This window comes from Roseiconus nitratireducens, from assembly GCF_008629675.1.
Taxonomy (GTDB): Bacteria; Planctomycetota; Planctomycetia; order Pirellulales; family Pirellulaceae; genus Stieleria; species Stieleria nitratireducens.
This window is the reverse complement of the sequence record NZ_VWOX01000003.1, coordinates 46539-70173: the sequence shown is the minus strand read 5'-3', so window position 1 is coordinate 70173 and position 23635 is coordinate 46539. Positions and strand designations below refer to the sequence as shown.

At 61.3% G+C, this 23635-nt stretch carries 16 protein-coding genes; 12 read left to right on the top strand and 4 right to left on the bottom strand.

The annotated features are described in order from the left end of the window. Positions 1 to 194 precede the first annotated feature (194 nt). From FYK55_RS05645 to FYK55_RS05600, 10 genes are all read left to right on the top strand, one after another. Positions 195 to 4355 (top strand): hypothetical protein, encoded by a 4161-nt coding sequence (locus tag FYK55_RS05645; protein ID WP_150075423.1) that lies wholly within the window; start codon positions 195 to 197, stop codon positions 4353 to 4355. 405 nt (positions 4356 to 4760) lie between these two features. Further along, on the top strand, positions 4761 to 6269 hold the full coding sequence (locus tag FYK55_RS05640; protein WP_150075422.1) for a TlpA family protein disulfide reductase: 1509 nt from the start codon (positions 4761 to 4763) through the stop codon (positions 6267 to 6269). A 204-nt stretch (positions 6270 to 6473) separates the two neighbouring features. Beyond that, positions 6474 to 8009 carry a rhamnulokinase gene (locus FYK55_RS05635; RefSeq protein ID WP_150075421.1) on the top strand — a complete coding sequence of 512 codons (1536 nt, stop codon included), beginning with the start codon at positions 6474 to 6476 and terminating at the stop codon, positions 8007 to 8009. 93 nt (positions 8010 to 8102) lie between these two features. Continuing rightward, positions 8103 to 8762 carry a 5-formyltetrahydrofolate cyclo-ligase gene (locus FYK55_RS05630; RefSeq protein WP_150075420.1) on the top strand — a complete coding sequence of 220 codons (660 nt, stop codon included), beginning with the start codon at positions 8103 to 8105 and terminating at the stop codon, positions 8760 to 8762. A gap of 92 nt (positions 8763 to 8854) precedes the next feature. Next, entirely contained in the window at positions 8855 to 9859 is a 1005-nt protein-coding gene (locus tag FYK55_RS05625; RefSeq protein ID WP_150075419.1) for a ketoacyl-ACP synthase III, read from the top strand. A gap of 3 nt (positions 9860 to 9862) precedes the next feature. Continuing rightward, on the top strand, positions 9863 to 10423 hold the full coding sequence (locus FYK55_RS05620) for a YqgE/AlgH family protein (RefSeq protein WP_150075418.1): 561 nt from the start codon (positions 9863 to 9865) through the stop codon (positions 10421 to 10423). Further along, positions 10420 to 11211 (top strand): metallophosphoesterase family protein, encoded by a 792-nt coding sequence (locus FYK55_RS05615; RefSeq protein ID WP_235908450.1) that lies wholly within the window; start codon positions 10420 to 10422, stop codon positions 11209 to 11211. The genes FYK55_RS05620 and FYK55_RS05615 overlap by 4 nt, the downstream gene beginning before the upstream one ends. A gap of 491 nt (positions 11212 to 11702) precedes the next feature. Next, complete coding sequence (locus FYK55_RS05610) at positions 11703 to 12947, top strand: sensor histidine kinase (protein ID WP_150075416.1); 1245 nt, start codon at positions 11703 to 11705, stop codon at positions 12945 to 12947. 189 nt (positions 12948 to 13136) lie between these two features. Continuing rightward, complete coding sequence (locus FYK55_RS05605; protein ID WP_150075415.1) at positions 13137 to 13823, top strand: response regulator transcription factor; 687 nt, start codon at positions 13137 to 13139, stop codon at positions 13821 to 13823. Positions 13824 to 14103: 280 nt separating this feature from the next. After that, the gene (locus FYK55_RS05600) at positions 14104 to 14307 is read left to right on the top strand and encodes a hypothetical protein (protein ID WP_150075414.1); all 204 of its coding nucleotides are present in this window, start codon (positions 14104 to 14106) and stop codon (positions 14305 to 14307) included. 224 nt (positions 14308 to 14531) lie between these two features. Here the strand turns inward: FYK55_RS05600 and FYK55_RS05595 are convergent, their stop codons facing one another. Together FYK55_RS05595 and FYK55_RS05590 are read right to left on the bottom strand one after the other, a co-directional pair. Beyond that, complete coding sequence (locus tag FYK55_RS05595) at positions 14532 to 16853, bottom strand: S9 family peptidase (RefSeq protein ID WP_150075413.1); 2322 nt, start codon at positions 16851 to 16853, stop codon at positions 14532 to 14534. 71 nt (positions 16854 to 16924) lie between these two features. Next, the gene (locus tag FYK55_RS05590) at positions 16925 to 17767 is read right to left on the bottom strand and encodes a phosphatase PAP2 family protein (protein WP_150075412.1); all 843 of its coding nucleotides are present in this window, start codon (positions 17765 to 17767) and stop codon (positions 16925 to 16927) included. 399 nt (positions 17768 to 18166) lie between these two features. Between FYK55_RS05590 and FYK55_RS29590 the strand changes: the two genes are divergently transcribed. Further along, on the top strand, positions 18167 to 18919 hold the full coding sequence (locus tag FYK55_RS29590; RefSeq protein WP_235908449.1) for a hypothetical protein: 753 nt from the start codon (positions 18167 to 18169) through the stop codon (positions 18917 to 18919). Between the two features lie 526 nt (positions 18920 to 19445). Here FYK55_RS29590 and FYK55_RS05580 read toward each other — a convergent pair. Further along, entirely contained in the window at positions 19446 to 20441 is a 996-nt protein-coding gene (locus FYK55_RS05580) for a DUF502 domain-containing protein (protein ID WP_235908448.1), read from the bottom strand. 285 nt (positions 20442 to 20726) lie between these two features. Further along, positions 20727 to 21809: a ComF family protein gene (locus FYK55_RS05575; RefSeq protein ID WP_150075410.1), complete on the bottom strand. Its 1083-nt coding sequence runs from the start codon at positions 21807 to 21809 to the stop codon at positions 20727 to 20729. Between the two features lie 1073 nt (positions 21810 to 22882). Between FYK55_RS05575 and FYK55_RS05570 the strand changes: the two genes are divergently transcribed. Then, positions 22883 to 23467: an RNA polymerase sigma factor gene (locus FYK55_RS05570; protein WP_150075409.1), complete on the top strand. Its 585-nt coding sequence runs from the start codon at positions 22883 to 22885 to the stop codon at positions 23465 to 23467. Positions 23468 to 23635: the final 168 nt, after the last annotated feature.

Sequence of the window (23635 nt, the reverse complement as noted above, 5' to 3'; positions counted from 1 at the left end):
CCCCGCGCAGGGTTCGCCCAGGACAGGGTTCGTCCCTCGAGGGGACGATCCCGATCACGTGATCCCGACCCCCGGGACATTGACGACGTTCGCCGCCGTTATCCGACAAGGCTCAGCCGATCGCTTGCACCAACTCGCCCCGCCGTCTGGGCGCGAGGGTCCCCTTCCCACCACGTCGATCCGCCCCACTTCCCATGCCCGATGTTCCACGACCCGAATCGCTTTGCGATTCACTGATTCGGTTGGCGGGATATCTCAATTTTTCCAGCGGCAGCCGCGATCCCAAGATCGACCTGCTGTGGAACGAGGTGTTCGATCACGCCAGCCAGGGAGATCCGTTGACCGGACCCGCGGCGTGGCTGGTGCTGAAGGACTGGATCGGTCTGACTCTGGACGAGCTTTCGGAGTCCAACACGGCCTTTGCTGACACCACGCAGGCCAGGACGATCGCCCGGCTGCTGCTCAGCGAGCTCTTGCCGGCCTACATGGACTACCACCGCGACCTGCTGTTTCATCAGGAGCCGGAGGTGCTGTTCAACGGATTCTTCCTGGCCCGCGCCGCCGAGGCGGTGCTGCAGTTCTACGCGGAGGACGACTCGGGCGGGATGGATGCCGAGGAGGACAACCCGCTGGCCGACGCATTGGTCGAACGCGCGATTCTGTGGCTCAATGATTTTGTCGGGTATCGCCCCGTTGCGATGTTGGAGAATCGTCGCTGTCAGCCTTATCCCCACGAATTTGTCCGTCCGATTCCGTTGTACGTCCGCCACGTCGGCGTATCGGCGGGATCGTACTGCGAACTGATCACGCGGGTGATCGCGATTCTGGAGGAAACCGACGAAGACATCCTGCGGGCGGCGTCGTTCAACATCGAACAGCTGGCCGAACTGGCGCTGGATCCGCGTGCTTACGACTTTGATCATCCGGTCAATCGTCGGCCCAATTACCACTTCGGCGGATGGGACGAGCGAAGCGTCAATGCGGACGGCTACTACAGCCGATTTGTGCTCCGCCAAGTCACGTTGGACGCGCTGCTCAGCCGCGTCAACGATGGCGACCTGCTGTCACGCACCGGTTTGGATCGCCAGGAGTTGCTCGAGGAGGCCGCGACGGTGCTGGCGGGGACGATCTTGATGGCCAGCGGTGTCAGCGGTTCGGGACCCGCGGCATACTCCAGCGAAGTCACGCTGGGCACGTTGATGAAGCCGATCGCGGAATACCGTGACGCGTTTTATCTGGACCGGCTTGATAAGCTGAAGGGCGAGCATCACGCGCGGCTGATGGACGAACAGCAGATCCGTCGCCAGCCATTCGGCGCAGCGCGTCAACACCTCAATGCCGCTTTGGCCGAACGTCGTGCGGCGCAGGTGCAACACGTGCAATTGGCGCGGCTGTATGCCCGGATGGGTTACCCCGACGCCGCCACGCGTCAGATCGATGTGGTGCCGGCCGCTTCGGCCCGGATGATTTGCCGCATCGATTGCGAGATCACCTTTGGCCTGCGTTCACTTCGCGACGGCAAGTTGGACTTGGCGATCGAAGTCGCACCGCGCGTCTTTGATCTTTTGCGGCGGGCGATTCACTGCGGCGCCCTGGCGGATCCCTGGGATCTGATCGGGTTTGGCGGCCAGTTCAGTTTGCATCCGAGTCCCGAATGCAGCGTGCATGACTCGCGTGTCGATGACCTGCTGTACCTGATCGACCAGTTGTTCAGTTACCTGGCGCGGGTGTGGAGCGAAGCAGCCGCCCGCAATGACGTCGCCGCCTACGACACGATCAGCCGGCTGTACCGGGACGTGGCCGAATGGTGGCGGCAATTCGGTGCCCACACGGTGGAATCGTTGGAGGCGGCCGATCCGCTGGACTCCTACGAATCGGCTCGTCTGGTTGCTCGAGCGTTGCGGGTCTGGCATGAAGGAGGCGCCGCGGCCGGTGACGTCGCATTCTGGAAGCCGCACGCGGAGTTCTTCGATTCCCCGCGGGCGTATTCGCTGGTCATTTCCGCCCTGTTGGAACGCAACGACTTTTTGCCGTCGATGGCGCTGCTGATTCATTGGCTTTGCAACGCCGGAACGATCGGTCTGCGCCAGGGAGGCAATTCGTTGCCACGTTTGGCCGAACGCTGGCTGATGAAGCTTCGCGGTCAACGGCCCGCCGATCCGTGGCAAGAACAATTCGAAGAGGACTTTCCGCACAGTCTGGACGGGAACGGCGGTGCGGACCAGGAAATTGACGTCTGGAGCTTGACCCGGAAGTGTTTCGACTTCTTCGAAGCCAATGCGGAGGATTTTTGGTCCGCGCCGACGTTCCTGCTTGGCGAAGAAGGAAACGGAATCGCACCAACGGAATCGGATGACGTGCCTTTCGGAAAGGAAGAGCCGAAGGAGAATCCGTACAAGCTGGACGAAATCACCTTCAAGGGCAGTAGCGAAGACGGCATCGACGGATCGGTCTTCGAACCCGGTAGCGACACCAGCCGAGAAGAATTGGAGATTGAATGGAAGCGTCTGGTCGACCGGATTGCCTTCTTGCAGTCTCTGGCCCGGATGTGGTCGGTTGCCGCCGATATCGTTGCCACCGATCCCGCCGGAGACGATCCACAACGGGCGAGAGAACAATTGGTGGCGCTACGTGGTTGGGCCGAGCGGGCCAAGGTCAATCGCGTCGGGCTGCTGGATCTGTTGGAGGCGGTGCGGTCGTACAAGATTTCCTGTGGCGGAAGTGACAACGCCTCCATGCGTGATTACGACCGCTCGCGGGTCCTGCGAGATTCGCTGATGGAGCGGATCATCGGCACCGCGGTCGAGATGTCCGATGCGCGGCGGCTGATTTGCGGGACGATCATCGCCCACCTCCGCCGGCACCCGTCGCTGCAGGACGGTACCGGAGCCAACGCCGAAGCGGTCGCCGGTCTGGACGAAATGTTCCAAGATGACTTGCAGGCGGTCCGGCTGTATGCCTCATTGATCGTCGGTGATGCCGAGGAAACACGATCGCTGTTTCCGGAATACGTCAACGCCATCAGTGACGAAAACCTACTGTACATCCCCCTGTCCCGAGGCGGCGATCCCGAAAAGATCTTTGTGGCCCGGTTGCGGCAGCGGGTGCTCCGGCACCTGATGCACTGGCTGCCACGGCGCGGTCTGATCAGCGAAGCCTGCCGTCTGATCGAGGTGTCGCGGCGGATGGAGCAGCAAAACAGCGTCGGGATTGGCGCGGTCACGGAATTCGACGGTCTGTTTCGCGACGGGTTCCGCGCCTTGGTCGAAGCGTTGACCGCGGCGGTCGTCAGTGATCAGTCCGGTGACCAATCGCCGACCGACGATGCGGCCGTGGCCGAAAGTCTGATTCCGCTGGTCGAGCGATTGACCGAAACCATGTTGGGATCTTGGCTGGAGCATAGCCAGACGTTGCGTCTGTCGCCGTTGGAATCGGTCAATGATCCAAAGAAGTGGCAACGGCTGGTGGAATTCATCCGCCGTTATGGCGACCCGATCTTCACCCAGGTCTTTTTGCAGTTGAGCAATGTGCGGGCGATCCTGCATCAAGGCGTGACCGACTGGCTGCAGCGTGTGATCGACGAAGACGATCCTCAAATCGCCGAAATGCAATTGTTTGAAGATCTGAAGAGCGGTCACCTGGAAATGAACCAGGCCGATCGATGGATCACGTTGGTCTATGAATCATTGATCGATCACCACGCCGAATACCAGGACTACAACAGCACGACGACGCAAAGCGATCGCGGCGACCTGGTGTACATGTTCATGGATTTCTTGCGATTGCGGGCCAGCTACGAGCGCATCGCGTGGAATCTGAAGCCGGTCATGTGGGCCCACGAAGTTCTGGTACGCAGCGGACTGGAAAAGGCCGCGATCATGTGGCGGCGGAGTTTGAGCGACCGGATCGGCACCGAAGCGGACAAGTTCGTGATGCGGCTGCGAGAAATGCAACGCAGCTATTCGATGCGGATGCCCACGGTCGCGGACAGGATTCTGGAGCGGTTTGTCCAGCCGATGACGATCGCGCGGATGCGCGCCCTGGTTCCGCCGGCCATGCGAGACGCCGAAGCCGGACGCTGGAGCACGCGATTTGAAATGCTTGAAGACGAAGCCGAAATCCTGTCGCGCACTCCCACGGGCGTCGGCTTGGACGTGCCTTCCTGGTTGGCCGCCCTGGAAGAGGAAGTCGAGCAATTGGCCAAACGCAAAGCCAGCAGCGAGATCGATCCGGAGGCGTTGATGACCATACCGATGGTGCCGCTGGACCTGGACAGCTTGAACGAACAACTGGACATCGCCCAGTCGCAGGGCCGCCGGTTGCCGCATCTGCGTGGCGGCAAGGACGACGATTGACGGGCCGCTGGCGGTCGTTCGGGTCGGTTTCCGTACGGCGGTTTCTGCCAGGGAAGTAACGTCAGGCCGATCCAAGGGCTTGTGACGCGCATCGGGCGGGGGGACAATCACGGAGTTGGATGGTCCCCGTCGAGAAATTCGTGCGATCGCGACCATCGATTGCGCTAATCGTTTTCCGGCGATCGGCCCACGGTGCGCAGTGTGTCTCCACCTGCCCTGTCCTGACCTGAGTGGAACGCTAGCCAGGAGAGGACATGTCGGCCGTGGTTTTCCGCCCGGTCCGATCGCCACGCTTGGCTTGACCCGGCCCTCCCAACCGCAAAGCTTTCCGAACGCAACGTTTTGACGGGGAATCGTCTCACCGTCTCCTGCCAACGCCACCGAGCCCAATCAAGGAACGCCCCAATGTCCACCACGCCCTCCATTGCAAAAGACGGCCACTACCGAAAGGGTCGCCTCTGTTACGCGATCGTCCTGCTGGTGGCGATCGTATTTCTGGTTTCGCCCAACCGAATTCTGGCCCAGCAGGAGGCGGCGGATGACACGGCGACGCAAGCTGAATCCGATGACGACCAGGTCGAAGCGTTTGATCCGCGGGAGTTCGCTGAGTTGCTGTCTCAGCGCAAGTTGGATCAAGCCGCGCAGATGTTGCAGCAGGCCCGCGAGGGGTCCGAGGACGATCCCCAATGGTGGTCGCCAAATCTGAACCTGGCGATGGCCCAGATCCGAACCGACCGCGCCGCCGGACTTGAACGGTTACGGGATCAGTACGACCAAATGCTGCAGGCCGAGCAGATTCCAAGAGACGCTTTGAGAATGTTTCCGCTTATCTGCCAGTACCTGGGGGCGATGTCAAGTGATGTCGATCAGACATTGGGATTGATCGACCGCGGCATCGATAAGCTTCAGTCGATCAATTCCGAACAAGCGACGTCGACACTTACAACGATGCGGACACTGAAGGCACAAACGCTCAGTCGCGCCGATCGAGCAGATGAGGCGAAGGCGATGTTCGATCAGTTGCTGGCCGAAGCGGAAGATGCCCAGCCCAACGAGTTTCTCCGCACCGCCGGAACCTACCTCCAGTTGCTTGGTTCAGATTATCCGGATGCGGCCGCCGACGTTCAGTCTAGGGCGGAGAAGGTTGCCACGACGATGATCAGTTCGGATCAGCGAACGAGTTCTGATTTGATGAGCTACCTGAACTTCATGACCTCGGTCGCGAATTACCAGCGTCGAGATGACCCCGAGCAGTCCGCCGAAACGCTGAACCGACTTTCTTCAGAAATTGAAGAGTTCAGCGAGGGTGTCAAAGGGGCGGAAGCCCGCGTGTTGGAGATGTACGCATCCCGGATTAACAGCATGCGGAAGAGCATGGAGTCAGAGATCAAGCGCGCCGAATTGATCGGCACCGAAGCCGCGGAGTTTCCCGATGTGGCGTACGTTGCGATGGATGAAGCCAGCTTGTCGGATCTGCGCGGGAAGGTCGTCCTATTGGACTTTTGGGCCGTTTGGTGTGGGCCGTGCATTGCAACCTTTCCGCACCTGATCGAGTGGCAAGAAAAGTACGCCGACGATGGGCTGGTCATCATCGGCGTGACACGTCCCTACAACTATCGCTGGGATGAAGAAGCGGACAGGGCGGTTCGTAGCGGCAGCGATTCGGAGGTCTCGTTTGAAGACGAATTGGCGATGCTGGAGAAGTTTCGCGAGTCCCATGAGTTGCAGCACGGTTTTGTCGTGGCCAAGCCCGGCGAGAACTATTCCAGCAAATTCATGGTGACCGGAATTCCCCAAGCCGTGTTGATCGATCAGGAAGGAAAGATCCAGATGATCAAGGTCGGCTCGGGCGAGCAGAACGCCAAGGCGCTCGAGGGCAAGATTCGTGAACTGCTGGGCGTCACCGGATCGTGACGTCGCTCGGTTCGCGTGGGATTTTCTAACTCCAGGTCTTGATTTGTGCCGCCCCCAGGTTGAAGTGCCCGGGGGCGGTCGCGATGCTATGTCTCGCGTCGAATCCCTGTTGACGCTGACTCCTGCACTGCGGTCGGGCAACGTGGGGCATGTCACCGCCGACGCGCCCTCCCGCTGCCCTTCTCCCATCGACCCAATCTGTTCATGAGCGATTCACCGGTTCATTTGGCCATTGATCTGGGGGCATCCAGCGGCCGCGTTATCGCCGGCGGAGTCGACGCCGGATCGTTGGTTTTGCACGAAGTGCACCGCTTTGGGAATCAGCCCGTGCGGGTGCAAGATTCGTTGCAGTGGAACGTCCTGGGGTTGTGGGCGGAGATCCTTTCCGGGCTTCGTACCGCGGCCAAAGACTTCCAAGCGATTCGTTCGGTCGGCGTCGACACGTGGGGCGTCGATTACGTGTTGTTGGATCAAAACGACCAGGTCGCTGCACCGGTGCGGTCCTATCGCGACGGCCGCACCGAGGGCATGATGGACGCGGCCTTCGAACGACTTGGCGGACCGCAGGCGGGGCGGCAGCGGATTTTCGAATCGACCGGATTGCAATTCATGCCGATCAACACGGCGTACCAGTTGTTCTCCGCCGTTGAGCGGGGTGAACGGTCGCTGGAGATCGCCGACGGTTTCATGATGATGGGCGATTTCTTTCACTGGCTGCTCTCCGGCCGGCGCAGCATCGAAGCGACCAACGCATCGACGACACAGCTCTTCAATCCCCGGTCGGGCGACTGGGCGTTTGATCTGATCGACGACCTTGGGATCGATCGGAATCTGTTCACGACCGTCACGCAGCCGGGCACGTGTTTGGGCGACGCGCAGGCGTCGGTGGCCGATGAGACGGGGCTCGGGGACGTTGCCGTGACGGTGCCCGCGACGCACGACACCGCTTCCGCCGTCATCGCCGTGCCCGCGGACGTCTTTGCTCCGTCGCGTCCGAATTGGTGTTACATCAGTTCGGGAACCTGGTCTCTGATGGGATGCGAGATCGATTCTCCGAAGGTCAATTCGCTTTGTGCCCAATTGAACTTCACCAATGAGGGCGGGATCGGCGGCAGCACTCGGTTGTTGAAGAACATTGGTGGGCTGTGGATCTTTCAGCAGATTCGCAAGTCGATGCAACGTCGCGGCAAGCAGGTCTCCTGGGACGCGATGGTCGATGCGGCCAAGCAGGCCCCCACGTTTGACGTCTTGGTCGACCCCGACGCGCCGCGGTTCGTGGCACCGGTCGATATGGTCGACGCAATCGACGCGTTTGCGACCGCCACGGGCCAGTCCAAGCCGGGTTCGGAAGGTGTGTACTACCGCGCGGCCCTGGAGGGATTGGCGCTGCGGTATCGCGTGTGTCTGGAGATGCTGGAGCGGTTGGTCGACAACCGCATCGACACCATTCACATCGTTGGCGGCGGGGCACAAAACGAGTTTTTGTGCCAGATGACGGCCGATGCCTGCAATCGCCAGGTCGTGGCCGGCCCGGTGGAGGCGACGGCGATCGGAAACGTGGTGGTGCAGATGATCGGTGGCGGCGGATTCGGCGACGCCAGTTTGTCCGGCGGCGCGGGGGATGCGATCCTGGCGGCGCGACGTTTGATCCGCGACAGTTTTTCCGTGAAGACCTATCAGCCGATCGATCCCGCCCGTTGGGACGAACCCGCCCGGCGGTTCGTCGATCTGGTCGAATGAGCGGAACAAACGTGACGTCTTTCGCGAGCCGGACGCCAGACTTTGGGCGGATTTGGCGAACCGCATCGGTCGAGGCCTGGTGGGTGATGCGTCATGGCCGATAAGGACAATGCCGATCAGGACAATGCCGATCAGGACAATGCCGATCAGGACAAAGCGGAGATTCGTCAGGCGGCCGCGCAAGCCCGGCGGGAAATGGCGGACAAAGATGGGGCGAGTGACCTCATTATCCGGCAGGTGCAAGCGATGCCCAGCTACCGGTCCGCCAAGTCAGTTTTGTGGTACGTCGATGTTCGCGACGAGGTTCGCACCCGCGCCGCGTTGCCTTCGGCGATCCAAACGGGGCCGGCGGTGCTGGTGCCGTACTGCGTTGGAGACCAGATGCGGCTGTTCCGGCTGCATTCGATCGACGACTTGCAGCCGGGAACGTTCGGAGTTCTGGAACCGCGGGTGGAATTGCGGGACGATCCGGATCGGGGCGCGTCGATCGCGGACGCGGACGTGGTCCTGGTTCCGGGGGTCGCGTTTGATGCTCAAGGCGGCCGGCTCGGCTACGGCCGGGGATACTATGATCGCTGCCTGGCCGAAGCGCGACCGGACGTCGTGCTGGTGGGACTGGCGTACCAGTGTCAGGTGTGCCCGCGGGTGCCGATGGCCGACCATGACGTGCGAATGGATTGGGTGGTCACCGAACAACAACTCTATCGCTGCTCGGACGGTCTTGGGGTCCACCTTGACCGGTCGAATTGCTAGGCTTTCCCGATCCTGCCGGGCGGGTTCACGCCGGCCGGTGTTTCCCCACTCGTTGCGTCAGCTGATTCCCCCGTTCCATTCGGATTGCGTCTGTGCCCTACGCTCAACTTGGCCCCATCGCCGTACACTTGCCCGCCAGGGTCGAAACGAACGAGGAGCTTCAGCAGGCGTTCCCGCGATGGGACCTGAAGGTGATCGAAGAAAAGACGGGGATCGCCCAGCGTCACATTGCTGCCCCGGATGAAACGTCCAGCGACCTGGCCGTTGCCGCGGCGGAAAAACTGTTCGCCGAGCAGCAGATCGATCCGTCGACGATCGACTTTGTGTTGTTCTGCACCCAGACGCCGGACTACCCGCTGCCGACGACCAGCTGCCTGATCCAGGACCGACTGTCGCTGCCGACCCGCTGTGGCGCGCTGGATTTCAACTTGGGCTGCAGCGGCTACGTGTACGGGCTGGCGATGGCCGACGGACTGATCCAGAGCGGGGTCGCGGAGCGGATTTTGTTTTTGACGGCCGAGACGTACAGCAAGTTCATTGACGAGGACGATCGCAGCCTGCGAACGATTTTCGGTGATGGAGCCGCGGCGACGTTGGTGACCGCCTCGGAGGAGCGTTCGATGTGGGGGTTCCAATTCGGCAGCGACGGCAGCGGCGGCGACATGCTGTTGGTCGGTGACGGCGGGGCGCGGCCCGCCGGCGACGCCATCAAACCCAGGCACCGCAAACGCTGGAAAAGTCGCCTGTACATGGACGGCCCAAGCCTGATCAATTTCACCGTCGACGCGGTGCCGCGGCTGATCGACCAGATCCTCCAAAAGCAGGGTTTGTCCGACAAGGACATTTCGCAATATTTGATGCATCAGGCCACCTGGAAGATGCTCGAGCAGTTACGACTGCGGATGGACCTGGTCCCCGAACGCTTGCCGATCGAACTGGCGGATGTCGGCAACACGGTGTCTTGCACGCTCCCGATTCTGATCGACCGGCTGCGAAAGTCCGGGCGGATGGATCGTCAATCGGTTAACATGCTGATCGGTTTCGGTGTCGGACTCTCGTGGGCGGGGTGTCTGTGGAAAGATCTCTCCGGTGGATGAGCTATGAGCGAATCTCTGAGCGGGAAATTGCTGATCGCGTCGCCTTACCTGGGTGACCCCAATTTCATTCGCAGCGTGGTGCTGATCGTCAACCACGACGAACAGGGCGCGTTCGGATTGACGCTCAATCGCCCCACCGATCGCCGGCTCAGCCAGGTTGTCGAACTTTCCTTGCCCAAGGGTCCCGTTCGCGATGACGATCACCTGTTCGAAGGCGGTCCCGTCGACGGGCCGCTGTTGGCGCTGCATGACCTGCAGGGGGTCGGAGCTCCGATCGGTGAGCCCACGTCGCGGATCTGGTTGACGGGCGATGAAGACCATCTGCGGTTGTTGCTGACCCGAGTCGATGCGTCGGTGCGCTTCGTGTCGCAGTACTCCGGCTGGGGACCCAACCAGCTTGAATCGGAGATGCAATCCGGCGGTTGGCTGGTGGGACCGGCCAGCGCGGAACTGGTTTTTGCCGCGCCGAGCGACATCTGGGAAGACTCGGTCAAGCGTTGCGGACGCGAGGTGTTGTCATCCATCTCACCCGGACTGCAGTTCACCGATCCGATGGTCAATTGAAAACGGCTTCATTGATGCGGCGTTTTGTGATTGGTGACATCCACGGTTGCTCCAAGGCGCTCCGAACCCTGATCGAGTGCATCGCGCCGCAACCGGAGGACGAAATCGTCTTCCTGGGTGATTATGTGGATCGCGGGCCGGACAGCCGGGGCGTGATCGATCAGGTGATTGAGTTGCAAGATCGGTGCCGGGTCGTCCCGCTTCGTGGTAACCACGAAATCATGTTGATGGGCGTCGCCTTCGGCGGGTTGAACAGTGACATGTGGTTGAGCACCGGTGGGAAAGCGACCGTCACCAGCTATGGCGGCTCGCTGGACAAGATTCCGTCCGATCACGAGCGATTCCTGCGGTCCCTCCGTCCCTACTACGAGACCGCCGAACAGATCTTCGTTCACGCCGGCTATGTGGCGCACCTGCCGATGGATCAGCAGTCCGACGAGATCCGTTACTGGACGCACCTGGGTGCGGTGACGCCACCGCCCCACTTCACCGGCAAACGCGTCTATGTCGGCCACACGCCGCAGCCGGCCGGTTGTATTCGCGACCTGGGTTACCTGGTGTTTGTCGACACGTATTGCTTCGGCACCGGATACTTGACCGCGATGGATGTGACGACCGATGAAGTCATCCAGGTCGACCGCAAGGGACACCGTCGGCGGGTGCCGGCCGAAGCCTTGTGGCATCTGATGTCCAGCGGATTTCGGGCAGTGCGATCGCGGTTGACCAAAGGGCGAAATGCGTCAGACTGCGCTGCGCCCCCAAACGAAGCGACCGATGAGCCAGATTGATGCATGATCCGCTTGGCAGCCAATCGAACCGCGAGGCGCCGCTTTCCGACCCCAGCTTTCGCGACCAGGTCGTCTCCGGGCAGACCGCTCCGCCTGCGACCGACGACCGCCGCGCGGACGACGGGGGCGCGAGCAACGACGGGCGCGCGGCTGCGGGGGCCCCCAACGCAAAGACAGAATCCGTCGCAGGCATCGGGCGAAGTGGTTCATCAGTTAGTGCTTCCCCAGCCAGTGCTTCCCCAGTCAGTGCTTCCCCAGCCAGTGCTTCCCCAGTCAGTGCTTCCCCAGTCAGTGCTTCCCCAGTCAGTGCTTCCCCAGTCAGTGCTTCCTCTGTCAGTGCTTCCTCTGTCAGTGCTTCCTCCGCCAGTGCCTCATCGTTCGGCGGTGTTTCGGTCGCCCCGATCGGGGATCCGGGCCCCAGCTATGGATTGCCGGAGCGGACGATTGACCGGCTGGCGTTTCGACCTAAGACCGGCAGCACGATCGCCGGAATGGTCGTCATCGTCGCGGCGATCTGGCTGGCCGCCATCCTGGGCGTCTCGGGTTACGCCATGGTGGTCGTCGCAGCCGCCATTTGTTTTCTGGTTGGCACCGCCACGGTGGTCCACAGTCTGCTGCGATGGGAGAGTGCCGAGTCTGCCTATGAGAAAGAACGCAGCGCCGCGGAGTCCTGGAATCAGCGGTTTTTGAAACTGCATTCCGACTCGGTGCGGACAACCACGGTGTTGTCGCACATGACCGACGGGATTCTGATGTTGTCGCCGGCGACGGAAATCGTGTTGATCAATCAAGCCGCCCGCCGTCTGTTGGCATTGCCCTCCAACGGGGTTTACTTGGGCCGCAAGTTTTCGGAACTGGTGCGAGTGCCGGAGATCGTCGCCGCGGTCAATCAGACCCGCATGCAACATGTGGCCCGGAATGTGTCGGTGGAAATCATTGACGGTTCGACGGTGCGTCCGATCGCCGTTCGAGTCGATCAGATCATGACTTCCGATCCGCCCCACCTGCTGTTGTTGCTGCGGGACGAAACCGAGACGCAGCGGGTGGAAGCGATTCGGCGGGAGTTTATCGCCAACGTTTCCCACGAATTGAAGACTCCGTTGGCTGCCATCAAAGGCTACGCGGAAACGGTCGAATTGGCGATCGAGGATGATCCCGACGCGGCGAAGCACTTCGTCGCTCAGATCGACCAGCAGTGCTTACGTTTGGAAGAACTGATTTCCGACATGATGCGGCTGGCCCGGGCACAGTCGGGGAAATCCACCTTGCTGATCCAATCGATTGATCTGCGCGACGTGATCGAGAAGGCGATGGCCTCGTTCCTGCCGGTGGCGGCGGCCAAGCAGATCGACTTGACCGTCACCCCCAGCGCCGAACCGGTTCGCGTCATGGCCGATGCCGAAGCCGCCCTGGCGATCACCCAAAACCTGGTCAGCAACGCGTTGCGGCACACCGACGCGGGCGGGCACGTGACGGTTCACTGCCGCCGCCACGAGGGCGGCTGGATCATGGCCGTAAAGGATGACGGGGTGGGGATCGCTCCGGAGTATCAGGAACGGATTTTTGAGCGGTTTTATCGGGTCGATCGCAGTCGAAAGTTGCCCGACGGCGGCACCGGAATCGGCCTGTCCATTGTGAAAAATCTCACCCGAGCGCTCGACGGAACGGTCCATGTCATCAGTAGCCCTGGGGAGGGGGCGACGTTTGAAGTGTGGCTGCCCTCGCCGCAGGGATAGCGGGTTCTTCACAAAACATTCATTGCAAGAATGGCGGTGGTAGGGTGTACTTTTTCAACGATTTCACCACCATGGCTGCCAAGCACCGAGGGTCATTCTCCCGGCCCAATTCGCTGCCTCCTTTTCCCCAACCTGGTTTATCCTGAACTGGTTTTCCCGAACTGGTCGAATACCGACAAGCCAAGAAGCATGTCCAATACCAAGGTTCTGATCGTCGAAGATTACGGCCCCTTGGCCGAGACACTCGAGTATCAACTCAAACGCGCCGGATACGAGGTGTACCGAGCGTCAGATGGCCGCGACGGCGTGGATCAAGCCAAGCTTTACCTGCCGGACCTGGTGGTCCTGGATATCGACTTGCCGATTCTGGGCGGCGTCGAAGTTTGCAAACAGTTGCGTGCCGATCCGAAGACCCGCGAAACGTTGATTCTGATGCTGAGCGCCATGGGCGAAGAGTCGGATCAGGTGGTGGGGTTTGCTGTCGGAGCCGATGACTACGTGGTCAAACCGGTTGAAAGCTACAAGGTCTTGCTGCAACGGATCAAAGCGCTCCTGCGTCGGCGCGAGCCGCTATTGGACGATCACGAAGCGGTCTCTCACCAGAACGTGACCGTCGACCGGCGACGGTTTGTGGTCACGATCGATCAATCGCCGCTGCGATTGACCAAAAGCGAGTTCCGTTTGTTGGACACGTTGATCCGCCAACCCGGCCGCGCGTTCGGACGGAGCGAATTGGTCGACGCGGCTCTTGGGGAAGACACCGTCGTCCTGGACCGCACCATCGACGTGCACGTGCGGGCATTGCGGAAGAAGATGGGCGGGTCCGCGGATTTGATCGAAACGGTTCGCGGCGTCGGATACCGCTTCAAAGAGTAGCTGCCGTCGCCAGACGGCGGCGAAGCTTCATGTTCCACGCTCTGGCAGTGACGCTACCGGAGGATCGCCGGCAAAACCGCAGGCAGGTCGGACTGCCCAATCGGTACAACCGCTCCGAGAGCCTTGCGGATTGTGACGCTTTCGGAACTCTTGCCCACAAAAAACTCCAACCGGTTCACGACTGGATCGAAGGAAGGGGGCAGGGTCCCACCGGTGCCCCGACGAGGGAGCCAGCGGCCGACCGCCCATCTTCGTACGCTTCGCCAGCAGGCCGTGGCCGATGATCAAGAACCACGCAACGGGCTCGCCCGAGTCCATCGTTTTGGAAATGGACCTTCCGACGATTCGGCAATTGTTGGAACAGTTGAATCGCCCCAGCGGTCCGGTCGACGCGGCACTGTTTCGCCAGCGGATCCAACGCGGCGAATCGGTGGACCAAATCTTGGACTCCTTCCAACGAGCCGCCCGCCGACGCGCCGGTTGAAACCGTCGCTGAGCCGTGTTTTGATTCGCGGCACAGCGGCTAGCTGGACAGCGGCACTTTGAGTGCCCCGCGTGGTGCTAGCCGCGGGTATTAAGAGGACGATGTCCCGCTAGGCCCTGCCTGAATCTCGCAAAACGCGGTCGGTGCCGTGGCGATCGCGGCGGAATGCCACGCTCTGGCGAGCGTAGCTACTCGGATTGGCAGGTGCGGGGCATCGCGTCGCCTCAAGGCTCTTTCGACGCCGCGACCCCGCCCGCCGGCAGGTTTTCAAGCAGGTACTCCGTCACCAACGTCATCAGGTGCATCCGTGTGTTCTTCCGTTCGCGGATCGAGTGCGTGCGACCGGGATAGATGAATAAATCGAATTGTTTGTTGCGCGCAATCAATTCGTTGATCAGTAACTCCGTTACCTGATAGTGGACGTTGTCGTCAGCCGTGCCGTGGATCAATAGCAGATTGCCCTGGAACTGTTCGACAAAGTGGATCGGAGATCCGCTGCGATAACCTTCGACGTTATCCGATGGCAGACCCATGTACCGTTCTTCGTAGATCGTGTCGTAATAGCGGAGGTTGGCCACCGGTGCGATTGCAACGGCGGTCCGATACAGGTCGGGGTAGCGGAAGATGGAGTGCAATGAGGACGTCCCGCCGCCGCTCCAGCCCCAGGTGCCGATCCGCTGCGGATCAAGGTTTGGACGTTCGCTTAGCAGCTGACGCACCGCTGCCGCCTGATCGTCCGGTCCCAGGGTTCCGAGGCGACGATAGACGGTTTTGCGAAAGTGGCGACCTCGTGGAACGTTGCTCCCCCGATTGTCGATGCTGACGACCACGTAACCGTTGTCCGCCATCATTCGGTGCCACAGGGACGTCGTGCCGCCCCAGCGATTGACCACCGTCGAACCGGCCGGTTCACCGTAAACCTGGACCAGCAACGGGTACCGCTTTCCGGGTTCAAGCTGCTTGGGCGAGATCGACCAGGCGTCCAAGGATGTTGGTCCGATGTCGATGCGAAAAAACTCCACCGGCGGAAGGTCCAGTGCCTGCAGGCGTTCGGCCAGCTTCTGGTTATCTTCCAGAACTCGGACGATTTGGTGATCCGGCAGTGAAACGACCTCGGTGGTGCTGGGCGTGTTGGCCGTGCTGAATCGATGGATGGCAAAATCGCCATGCGGAGCAAGGTCGTAGTGATGGACACCTTCGGCGCTCGCGGGCGTGACCCGTTGCAGTTTTCCGTTGGCGGTGTTGGCGCGGTACAGGAATCGGTCGGTTGCCGAATCGGGCGAGGCGATCAGGTAAACCGATTCGCCGCCATCGGAATCGTTGGGGACCACACCCAGCAGATCGATCACGTCAAAGTCGCCGCGAGTCAGCGGAGCCCCGGAAGGTTCGACGGACCGCGGCGCGGTGTTCGGGTCGCCGCCGTCGGTCACCGAAATGCGATAAACATGCCGCCAGCCGTCTCGGTCGCTGAGGTAAAAGAACGTCTGGTTGCCGGCGTCAAAATACAGTTGATCTTGCAGATCAATCCAAGCTGGATCGGTTTCGGTGTGGACGAGCCGCTTCTCGCCGGAGGCCACATCGACCAGGTAGAAGGATTCACGATTCTGCAAGCGATTCATCTGGCGGATCAACAGAGCGCCGGTTTTGTCGATCCACTCGATGCGTGGAATGTAGGTCTCTCGCGGGTCCCCGGGCAGGTCGACCCAGTGAATGGTCGATCGAGCCAATTCGACGATGCCGATCCGTACCGCAGAATTCCGCGTGCCGGCTTTGGGATAGGCGAACGTTTCCACCGTCGGATAAAGCGAGTCGGTGTTGTTGATGATCGTGAAGTCCTGGACGCCGGTGGTGTCAAAGTGCCAGAAAGCAATCCGATCTCCGTCGGGGCTCCACCGGAAAGCATCCCGCAAACCGAACTCCTCCTCGTACACCCAGTCCGAGGCTCCGTTGAGGATGCGTTCGTTTGTGCGCGTCGTGATTTGTCGGATCGAGTGGTCCACCAGGTCTTGGACGAATAGATTGCCCTCGCGCACAAAAGCGACGCGATTGCCGCCGGGCGAGAACTTGGCGTACATCATCGACTGCGGAGGTCCGTCCGCACCTAGTTTCGTCAATTGCCCCGTTCCGCGATCGAGCAACCAGTAATCGCCCCGTGTGTTCTGGCGCCAGACGCGAACGGAATTGGTGTAGATCAGCACCCGGCTGAGATCGCGGGACCATTGATAGCCGTCGACCGATAACGCTTCCGTCTTACCCGGCGGGACCAGTTCTGACGCTGCCACCAGGATGGTCCGATTGCCGGTCGCGGCGTCGTATCCCACGATTCCGTTTCCGGATCCACCTTCTTCGGTTGGTTCAAGCACGCTGTAGCTGGAACCGCGGTCTGGCAACTTCGGCAGCCACTTGCTGCCGACCGAACGCTCATCGAAATCCGACGAGTTGTAAATCCGGTCAAGGTTCAGCGACGGGGGCTCTTCGCAAACCCCTTGGCATACCGGAAGGCAGGTGAAAACCACGGCCAGGACGGAAAGAATTCGAAGAGGCATTCAACAGCTGCGGCAGCGAGTCGGGGCAGAACTGGCCGCATTGTAGATCAATGAAAAACCGCGTCGAATGTTCAGGCGGCGATCCGCCGGTCCAGCGGGGGTGGATCGCTCTGCTTCCGCTCCGGTTCCGGAGGTCGGGGCCGTCGCCGCGGTTCCGATTCCGGTTGCATTTTGTCGAACAGGTTGCCCAGCAGCTTTGGATGCACACAGACGTACGCCCAAAGCAATCCGAATGCTGCTCCACCCAGAATGTCGCTGGGAAAGTGGGCGCTGCACGCCAGCCGTTGCACCATGGTTCCCAAACAGATCGCAGCAAACAACCAACGTCCGCGCGGCAACACCGTCCACAACCCGACGGTCAGGGCGATCGCGGTGGCCATGTTGCCGCTGGGGAATGCGCGTGTGCTGGCATCAAACGTTGCGACTTGAGAAAGCGTCCAATCAAATGCCCACAGCCAAGCGGAATCGTGCGAGGCGACGTTCAAATTCAGTCCGGTCGGTCGCGGCCGCAAAACAAACATCTTGGCCAGTGTCGCAACCGCACCGGCACCGATCGCAAGCGTTGCCAGTTTGGGAAGGTGCCAACGTCGATGCGGGGCCATCAAGAAGATCCCGACCAGGATCACAAAGATCCCGCTGCCGTGGGAGAACACGCGCGTCAATTCGAGCGCGTTGTTGATCTCTCGAGGAAACGGGTCCGTGGCAAACCATCGCGCAACCGGGATGTCGATCAGCGTCACCATCGGCACCGACAACAGCAGCAGGCCTGCGGTCCACAGCAATGCCGCCAGCGGAAACGAACCAGATTTGATGGGTTTGAACGCCGGGACGATTCGCGGTCGTTGCGTGTCGTCGTCGACACACCGGTTCTCCGGCGAGGCTGTCGCAAACGTTCTCGGGGCTTCAGATCGCATGGCAAGTCCGATCGAGATTCGCGTTCGGCAAGATGTGAAACACGCGGTCGGGAAACACGGCTGGAATCCACAGCCCGCACGTACTCCGACCAACGGCGGAACCGTACCGAATTGAGCGGCTTCGCCGGAAGACGCATTCGTCGGTCGCGGTGCGATTGGGCGGCAAAGCGCTCGCCGCCGGTTGAGGCGAGGAAACCCGCGGCTAGTGCCACGCGGCTCACTTGAGAAAACCTGGTGAGGTGACGGTTAGCCAGAATTGTTCAACTTTGCCGATTCGGATGACGATGACGGTCAATGTCCGCGGCGGCGCTGGGTTGCGCCGACGCTTGGGATAGTCCGCCACCGCCGCGAATGATGCGGGTCGCCTGGCGTGAGGAACTTGTTCAACGGAATGCGACCATGTCACGTGTGTACGGATTGTTGTTAGTTGGTTGGATGGTGCTCGGGACCGCCGGGTGCGTCGGACCGATGGGGGCCGGATGTTGTGGTCCGGCTGTCACCGGATCCTGCGACGGTCAGTGCGACAGCTGCACCGGATGCGGGGAGCTTTACGTCGACCCGTGGATCAACCAGCCGGCCGACTGCGTGGACCCCTGCGACGCCTGTGGCAACTACAACGGCCAAAGCTGCGGCAAGTGTCGATCGGTGTTCGCCGGATTCAAGAGCTTGTGGGGCTACCGATGCGGATGTGATCCAGGACCGGTCGCGATGTCCGATCGCTGTTTTGCACCCGATCGTTGCCAGGGCTGCGATAGCGGTTGCGACGGCTGCCTGGCGGAACCCGCCTGCGGTTGCGAAGGTCCCTGCCAGTGCGGCGTTCCCGTCGAGCCGGGGTGCGGGTTGGAACCCGGGTGCGGATTCGAAGCGGCCTATCCGCTGGAGCCCGCTTGCGGGATCGAACCGGGCTGTGGTTTCGAACCCGCCTGCGGCTGCGAAGGACCGTGCTCGTGCGACGGTGGGCAGGTGTATTCGGAGCCGCATGTGGTCGAGTCGGTTCCGCAAGGAATCGAATTGGATTCAGGGCTGCAGCCGCCGATTCTGGAGTCTCCGTCCGGCGGCAGGAAGGCCGCCCCCGTTCCGCAGCAGTCGCGGAAGATCTTTACTCCGCGGACCAACACCGCCCGAGGCTTTCTCAACGAGTATCGCCGATAGCTCCGTGGTTTTTGTCCGAGAACCGATGGTCGGGTTTCGATGTGTGAAAGCTGCGGTGATTCCCGTTGCCTTCGGGAAAAAAAAGACGACTTTGCTGTTGCTTGAGTCCCCGCCTGATGCTCAGCGAAGCGGTGCTCGTGCTCAGCGAAGCGGTGCTCGTGCTCGCAATCGGAACCAGCCCTGATGACCGCGCAATCCTTCGACCACGAGCGTCTTGACGTTTACCGGTTGTTGATCGACAGATGTCGCCGCGTCATTTGACGCTTTGCAATCGCTCACCGGTCGGCATCGCGAGACCGGCGTGGCGAACTATGCTGAATTCGATGACGAGCACCGCTTCGCTGAGCACGAGCACGAGACTGAGACTGACTCGTCGGCAGATCAATTCCGGATGTCCGGTATCTTAAACCGGGGCAGTGGTGGCAGCAGGCGGAGCCTGCCAGGCAGTGGGTTCCAAGGCGGGAGCCTTGGAACCAGAATGCGTTCGGCCGCGTTGCTCGTGCTCGGGCGAACGTTGGCCCGCGATTCAGACCGCCGAGGGATCGTTGGGGCTGCTGGCTGCGGCCGATCCCGGCAACACGATGGCCCCGTCTCGCACCTTTGCCTTGCGGTCTTGTCCCGGGATGCCGGCGCGATCGGCACGCTGGCTGGGTGGGACCACGACGCCGCAACTGACGACAAATTGAATCGCTTCGTCGATCGTCATGTCGACATCGATCGCCTCGCTCTTTTTGACCGTGACGGTGAATCCGGTCATCGGCATCGGGCTGGTCGGCATCAGGACGCTCAACATTGGTTCACCGGTGGCATCGGCGATCTGGCCGATTCCGTTGCCCGTCACGAAGCCGATGGACCAAATCCCCTTGCTGGGATACTGGATGGCCACGACGTTGTTGAACTCAATTTCACGTTCGCTGAACGCGAAATCCGTGACCTGCTTCACGCTGCCGTAGACCTTGTTGACGATCGGAATCCGCAGGATGGCGGAATCGAAATTGTGAAAGAACCAGCGGCCCAGCCCGAATGTGAACAGCCGTCCCAGGAAGTACAGGATCGTTAGAAAGACGATCAGGAAGACCGGGACGACCAGCCGCCGCGGCATCCATTCCAACTGGATGTAACGATTCCAATAGGCCTTGGCGGAGACCAGCTTCGGCGCGTCTTCGTCGAAGTAATTCGCATTTTCCTCGACCGTCTGGACGACGAACTCGGGCAGATAGCGGCGACCGGTGGGGTCGGGCACGTAGCGATAGGACCCGTACTGGAACGATCCATCGTCATTCGGGACCGCTGAAGCGGGCACCTGGGTCAGGGTCCCGTCCTGCGACTCGGCGTACCAAACCAGTCCCATGCGGGCGAACGACTCGACCGGGCGCAGCACGTAGCTTTCGATCGTGTTCCAGGCCCAGATCAGCACCAGGATCGTCAACAGCGGCGGCAGCACCACTCCCAGGCCGCGAAACACGAAGCTGCGGAAATGGGCGAATCGGCTGGCGTTTCGAGGTCGTTTGACGTCGTTCACGGCGGAGACGGTAGAGGAGACAAGGATTGGCGTCGGGGGAAGCGAACTTGCAATTACGGTGCCCGATCGCGATCGGTTTGCACTATCTTGGGGCGTCGCTGCACGGTCAAAACCCCCCGGGTAGGCAAAATCAGACGAATCGAACGATTCGTCCCGCCATGGATTCGGCCCATTGCATCGAGAATAGGATAGGCAGGGAAGGACCCCGCATCCTTTTTATTCGGCAAACTCTTGTCGTTGTAGACTTAAAATCTAACGGATTTTTATCCGGCGCCGCCGCCGACATTATGCCCGAGCGACGACCGCGACGGTCACGCGGCTTGCACCGGATGCTTTCAGGACCCGAGCCACTTCGTTGGCCGTGGAGCCGGTCGTGATCACGTCGTCGACCAAAAGCACGTGCCGATTCTGCAGCGATCCGCCGGCCGACCGCCATCGCCGGCGCGCGATTCGGAAAGCCCCGCGAACGTTTTCGACCCGCTCGCGGTCACCCAGCCAGGCTTGTTTGCGGATCCGCCGCGTCGTTTTCAGGATCGGCCGGTACGAGCAATTCAGCCCCGCCCGTTGCAAAGATTTGGCGGTCACGGCCGCCAGCACGCCCACGCCGCCGCCGCCTCGCTGGATCCGCCGCCAGCGATGCGAAGGCACCGAGGTGATCAGATCCGGAAGCAAACCGTCGGGCGCACTCGGAGCCGATGGGTTCGGGCGGTCGGCGCCCAGCAGGCCTTCCGCGATTTTCTGGGCCAATCGCCTGCCCAGGGCGTCGGCCAGGGCCACCTTGCTAGCATATTTGGCCGCGACGACCGCTTCGCGAACCTCTCCCTGGTAGGTCCACAGCGCCAGGCAGCGGTCGAATGCGAAGGACTCGTTCCGGCAGGCTTGGCAATCCGTCGGAATCGGATCGAGCCTGACGCTACTTGGACCAGACGCCGTGATGCCTTGTGGCTTGGAGGCTCCAGGGCGGGCGCACCGGGCACACGCCGAACGCATCAGCGGTTCGGATTGGGTCAGGTGCCGCAGGCATCGGCGGCAGAAATCTTCGTCCGCAGCGACACAGGCATCGCAGATGCGGCAAGTCGATGGGAGCAACAGTTCCAGGAATTGCCGGCCCAGAGACCGGGCGGCCATCGGGAACGATGCCGCGGGTGTCGCAATTCCCGCCGTGGTGAAGGAAGCAACCCCGAGGTCACGCTGCTCTGCCGAGCCTGGCGTCGGCTCCGCTGTGGGTCCTGGGGGCTTCGCTGCGGGCTCTAAAGGCTTTGCCGCGGGCTCCAGTGCGGTGCTCCGCGGCTGCGGATTGGTTGTTGCCGCGGCTTTCCCGGCGTCCGGCGGCGTGCGGGCATCGGCGGAGGTTGCATCGGGGGTCATGCGCAAAATCGAAAAAACAGTTTTTTGGGCGCGAACCTTTTGGCGGAAGGCCGATCTGTACGTGCATCTCACCAATCGCCGGTCGATTTCCGCTGGCTTTTGGTGCCCCCCTGGGATACGGTTATCTCGGGGGGACGTGATCCACGTTTGCGGTGCATGGTACCGCGCGGGTTGCCAACCCGGGCGGATGGTTCTTTGGTGAACCCTCCGGCGGTGGATCGTCCCATTTCATTTTTCGTTGCTCCACGCCGCACCCAAGTCGGTGCCGGGAGGTTTGAGATGCGTTTTCAACTAATCATCGCAGCTATCGCACGCAGCCTGGATCTGGCAGGCATCCGTGAGATTCTGAGCGTCGATTCGGTTGCGTACGTATCGGCCCTCCCAATCTCCACGGCGTGTGTATCGCCCTTGATGGGGTCGCATGCGGCGGTCCATCCGATGCCGACAAATTGTCGGCTGAATCGGAACCGCCGCACAGGCACCCAGGCGTGGCAGTTCGTCCAAACCCTCGCCGGCGAGAAACGCAAACGTTTCTTGCTAGCGACGCGGCGAAGCGAACCCGCCCGTCTGGCCACGACCGCCCCGAGATATCGGGGCTGCTGACGCGGAATCGCGAGCCCGCTCGCCCTTTCCGCGACCCATCGCCAAGCCAGAGAACGTCGGACCTGCCGCACCTGCGAACCCCGCGGTCGGTGAACTCCGGTTCTTTGCAACTGCCTCTGAAACGCTTCGGGACCGACCCGCCAAGGATCGGAACCACGTCGGCAAAACGATGTCGACGGTGACCCTGAGTCTTCAGTCGCTCCGCTCCCGATCGAACTTTCGATCGGACCGGTCGCTTGGTGAACGCGACACCCCAACAGCCTTCGCGTGACGGTTGGCAAACGGGATGGAATCCTGTGGTTCCTTCCAAGTTTGGCAAACCCGCCGCGAAGTGTCTGACTGACACCGAAGAGCAACCCGACTGGTCGCCGGTCCCGAAGGGATCCGTCGAACCGGTCGCCCACCGAAGCCGCTGACATGCCCCGTGCGGGATCGACCGCCATCGGTCAGCGTTCGGAAGGAACCGAGTGATGAAGATCAACACCGAGAATGAAATTGATTTGCGAGACTTGAGCGTTGCCGAGTTGGTCGTTCGTGCCCAAGCCGACGACCGAGAGGCATTTGGTGAGTTGTTTGCGCGTTATCGTCCGGCGATCGTCGCGGGAGCGATGAGCCGTGTTCGCAACGCCGACGAGGCGGACGAATTGGCTCAAGACGTGTTCATTCAGGCCATGCAAAAGATTCGACAGCTGCGGGTGCCCGAAGCGTTTGGCGGATGGCTGCGGCAGATCGTGCACCGTATGGCGATCAACCGAGTCACCCGTAACCGCTGGGCCGTCTCGTGCGATCCGGAAACGCTGGAAGCCAACTGCGTGACCGCCGATGCTCCGGACGACGTTGTGCAGAGCCGCGAGCAAGCCGCCGCGGTTCGCGACAGCATCGATCGTTTGGGTGCGTTGGATCAGGAGACGCTGACCGCGTTCTACCTGAACGGTCGCACGCTGATCGAAATGAGCGACGAGTTCCAGGCGCCGATCGGCACGATCAAGCGTCGGTTGCACGTCGCTCGGAAGCGACTTGCCAAGGAAATGGACTCGCTGCAAGCAGCCGTCTAAGCCTTGTCGAATGACATTGCCGCCGCCGTCGCCAGACGCGGCGGAAGGCGACGCTCTGGCGAGCGTTGCTACGGCTTTGACACGCGCGATTTGCCGATGAAGGGACTCCGTCGCCGCCGTCGCCAGACGGTGGAAAGTCGCGCGGACCGCAAGACGCAAAGCGAGCCG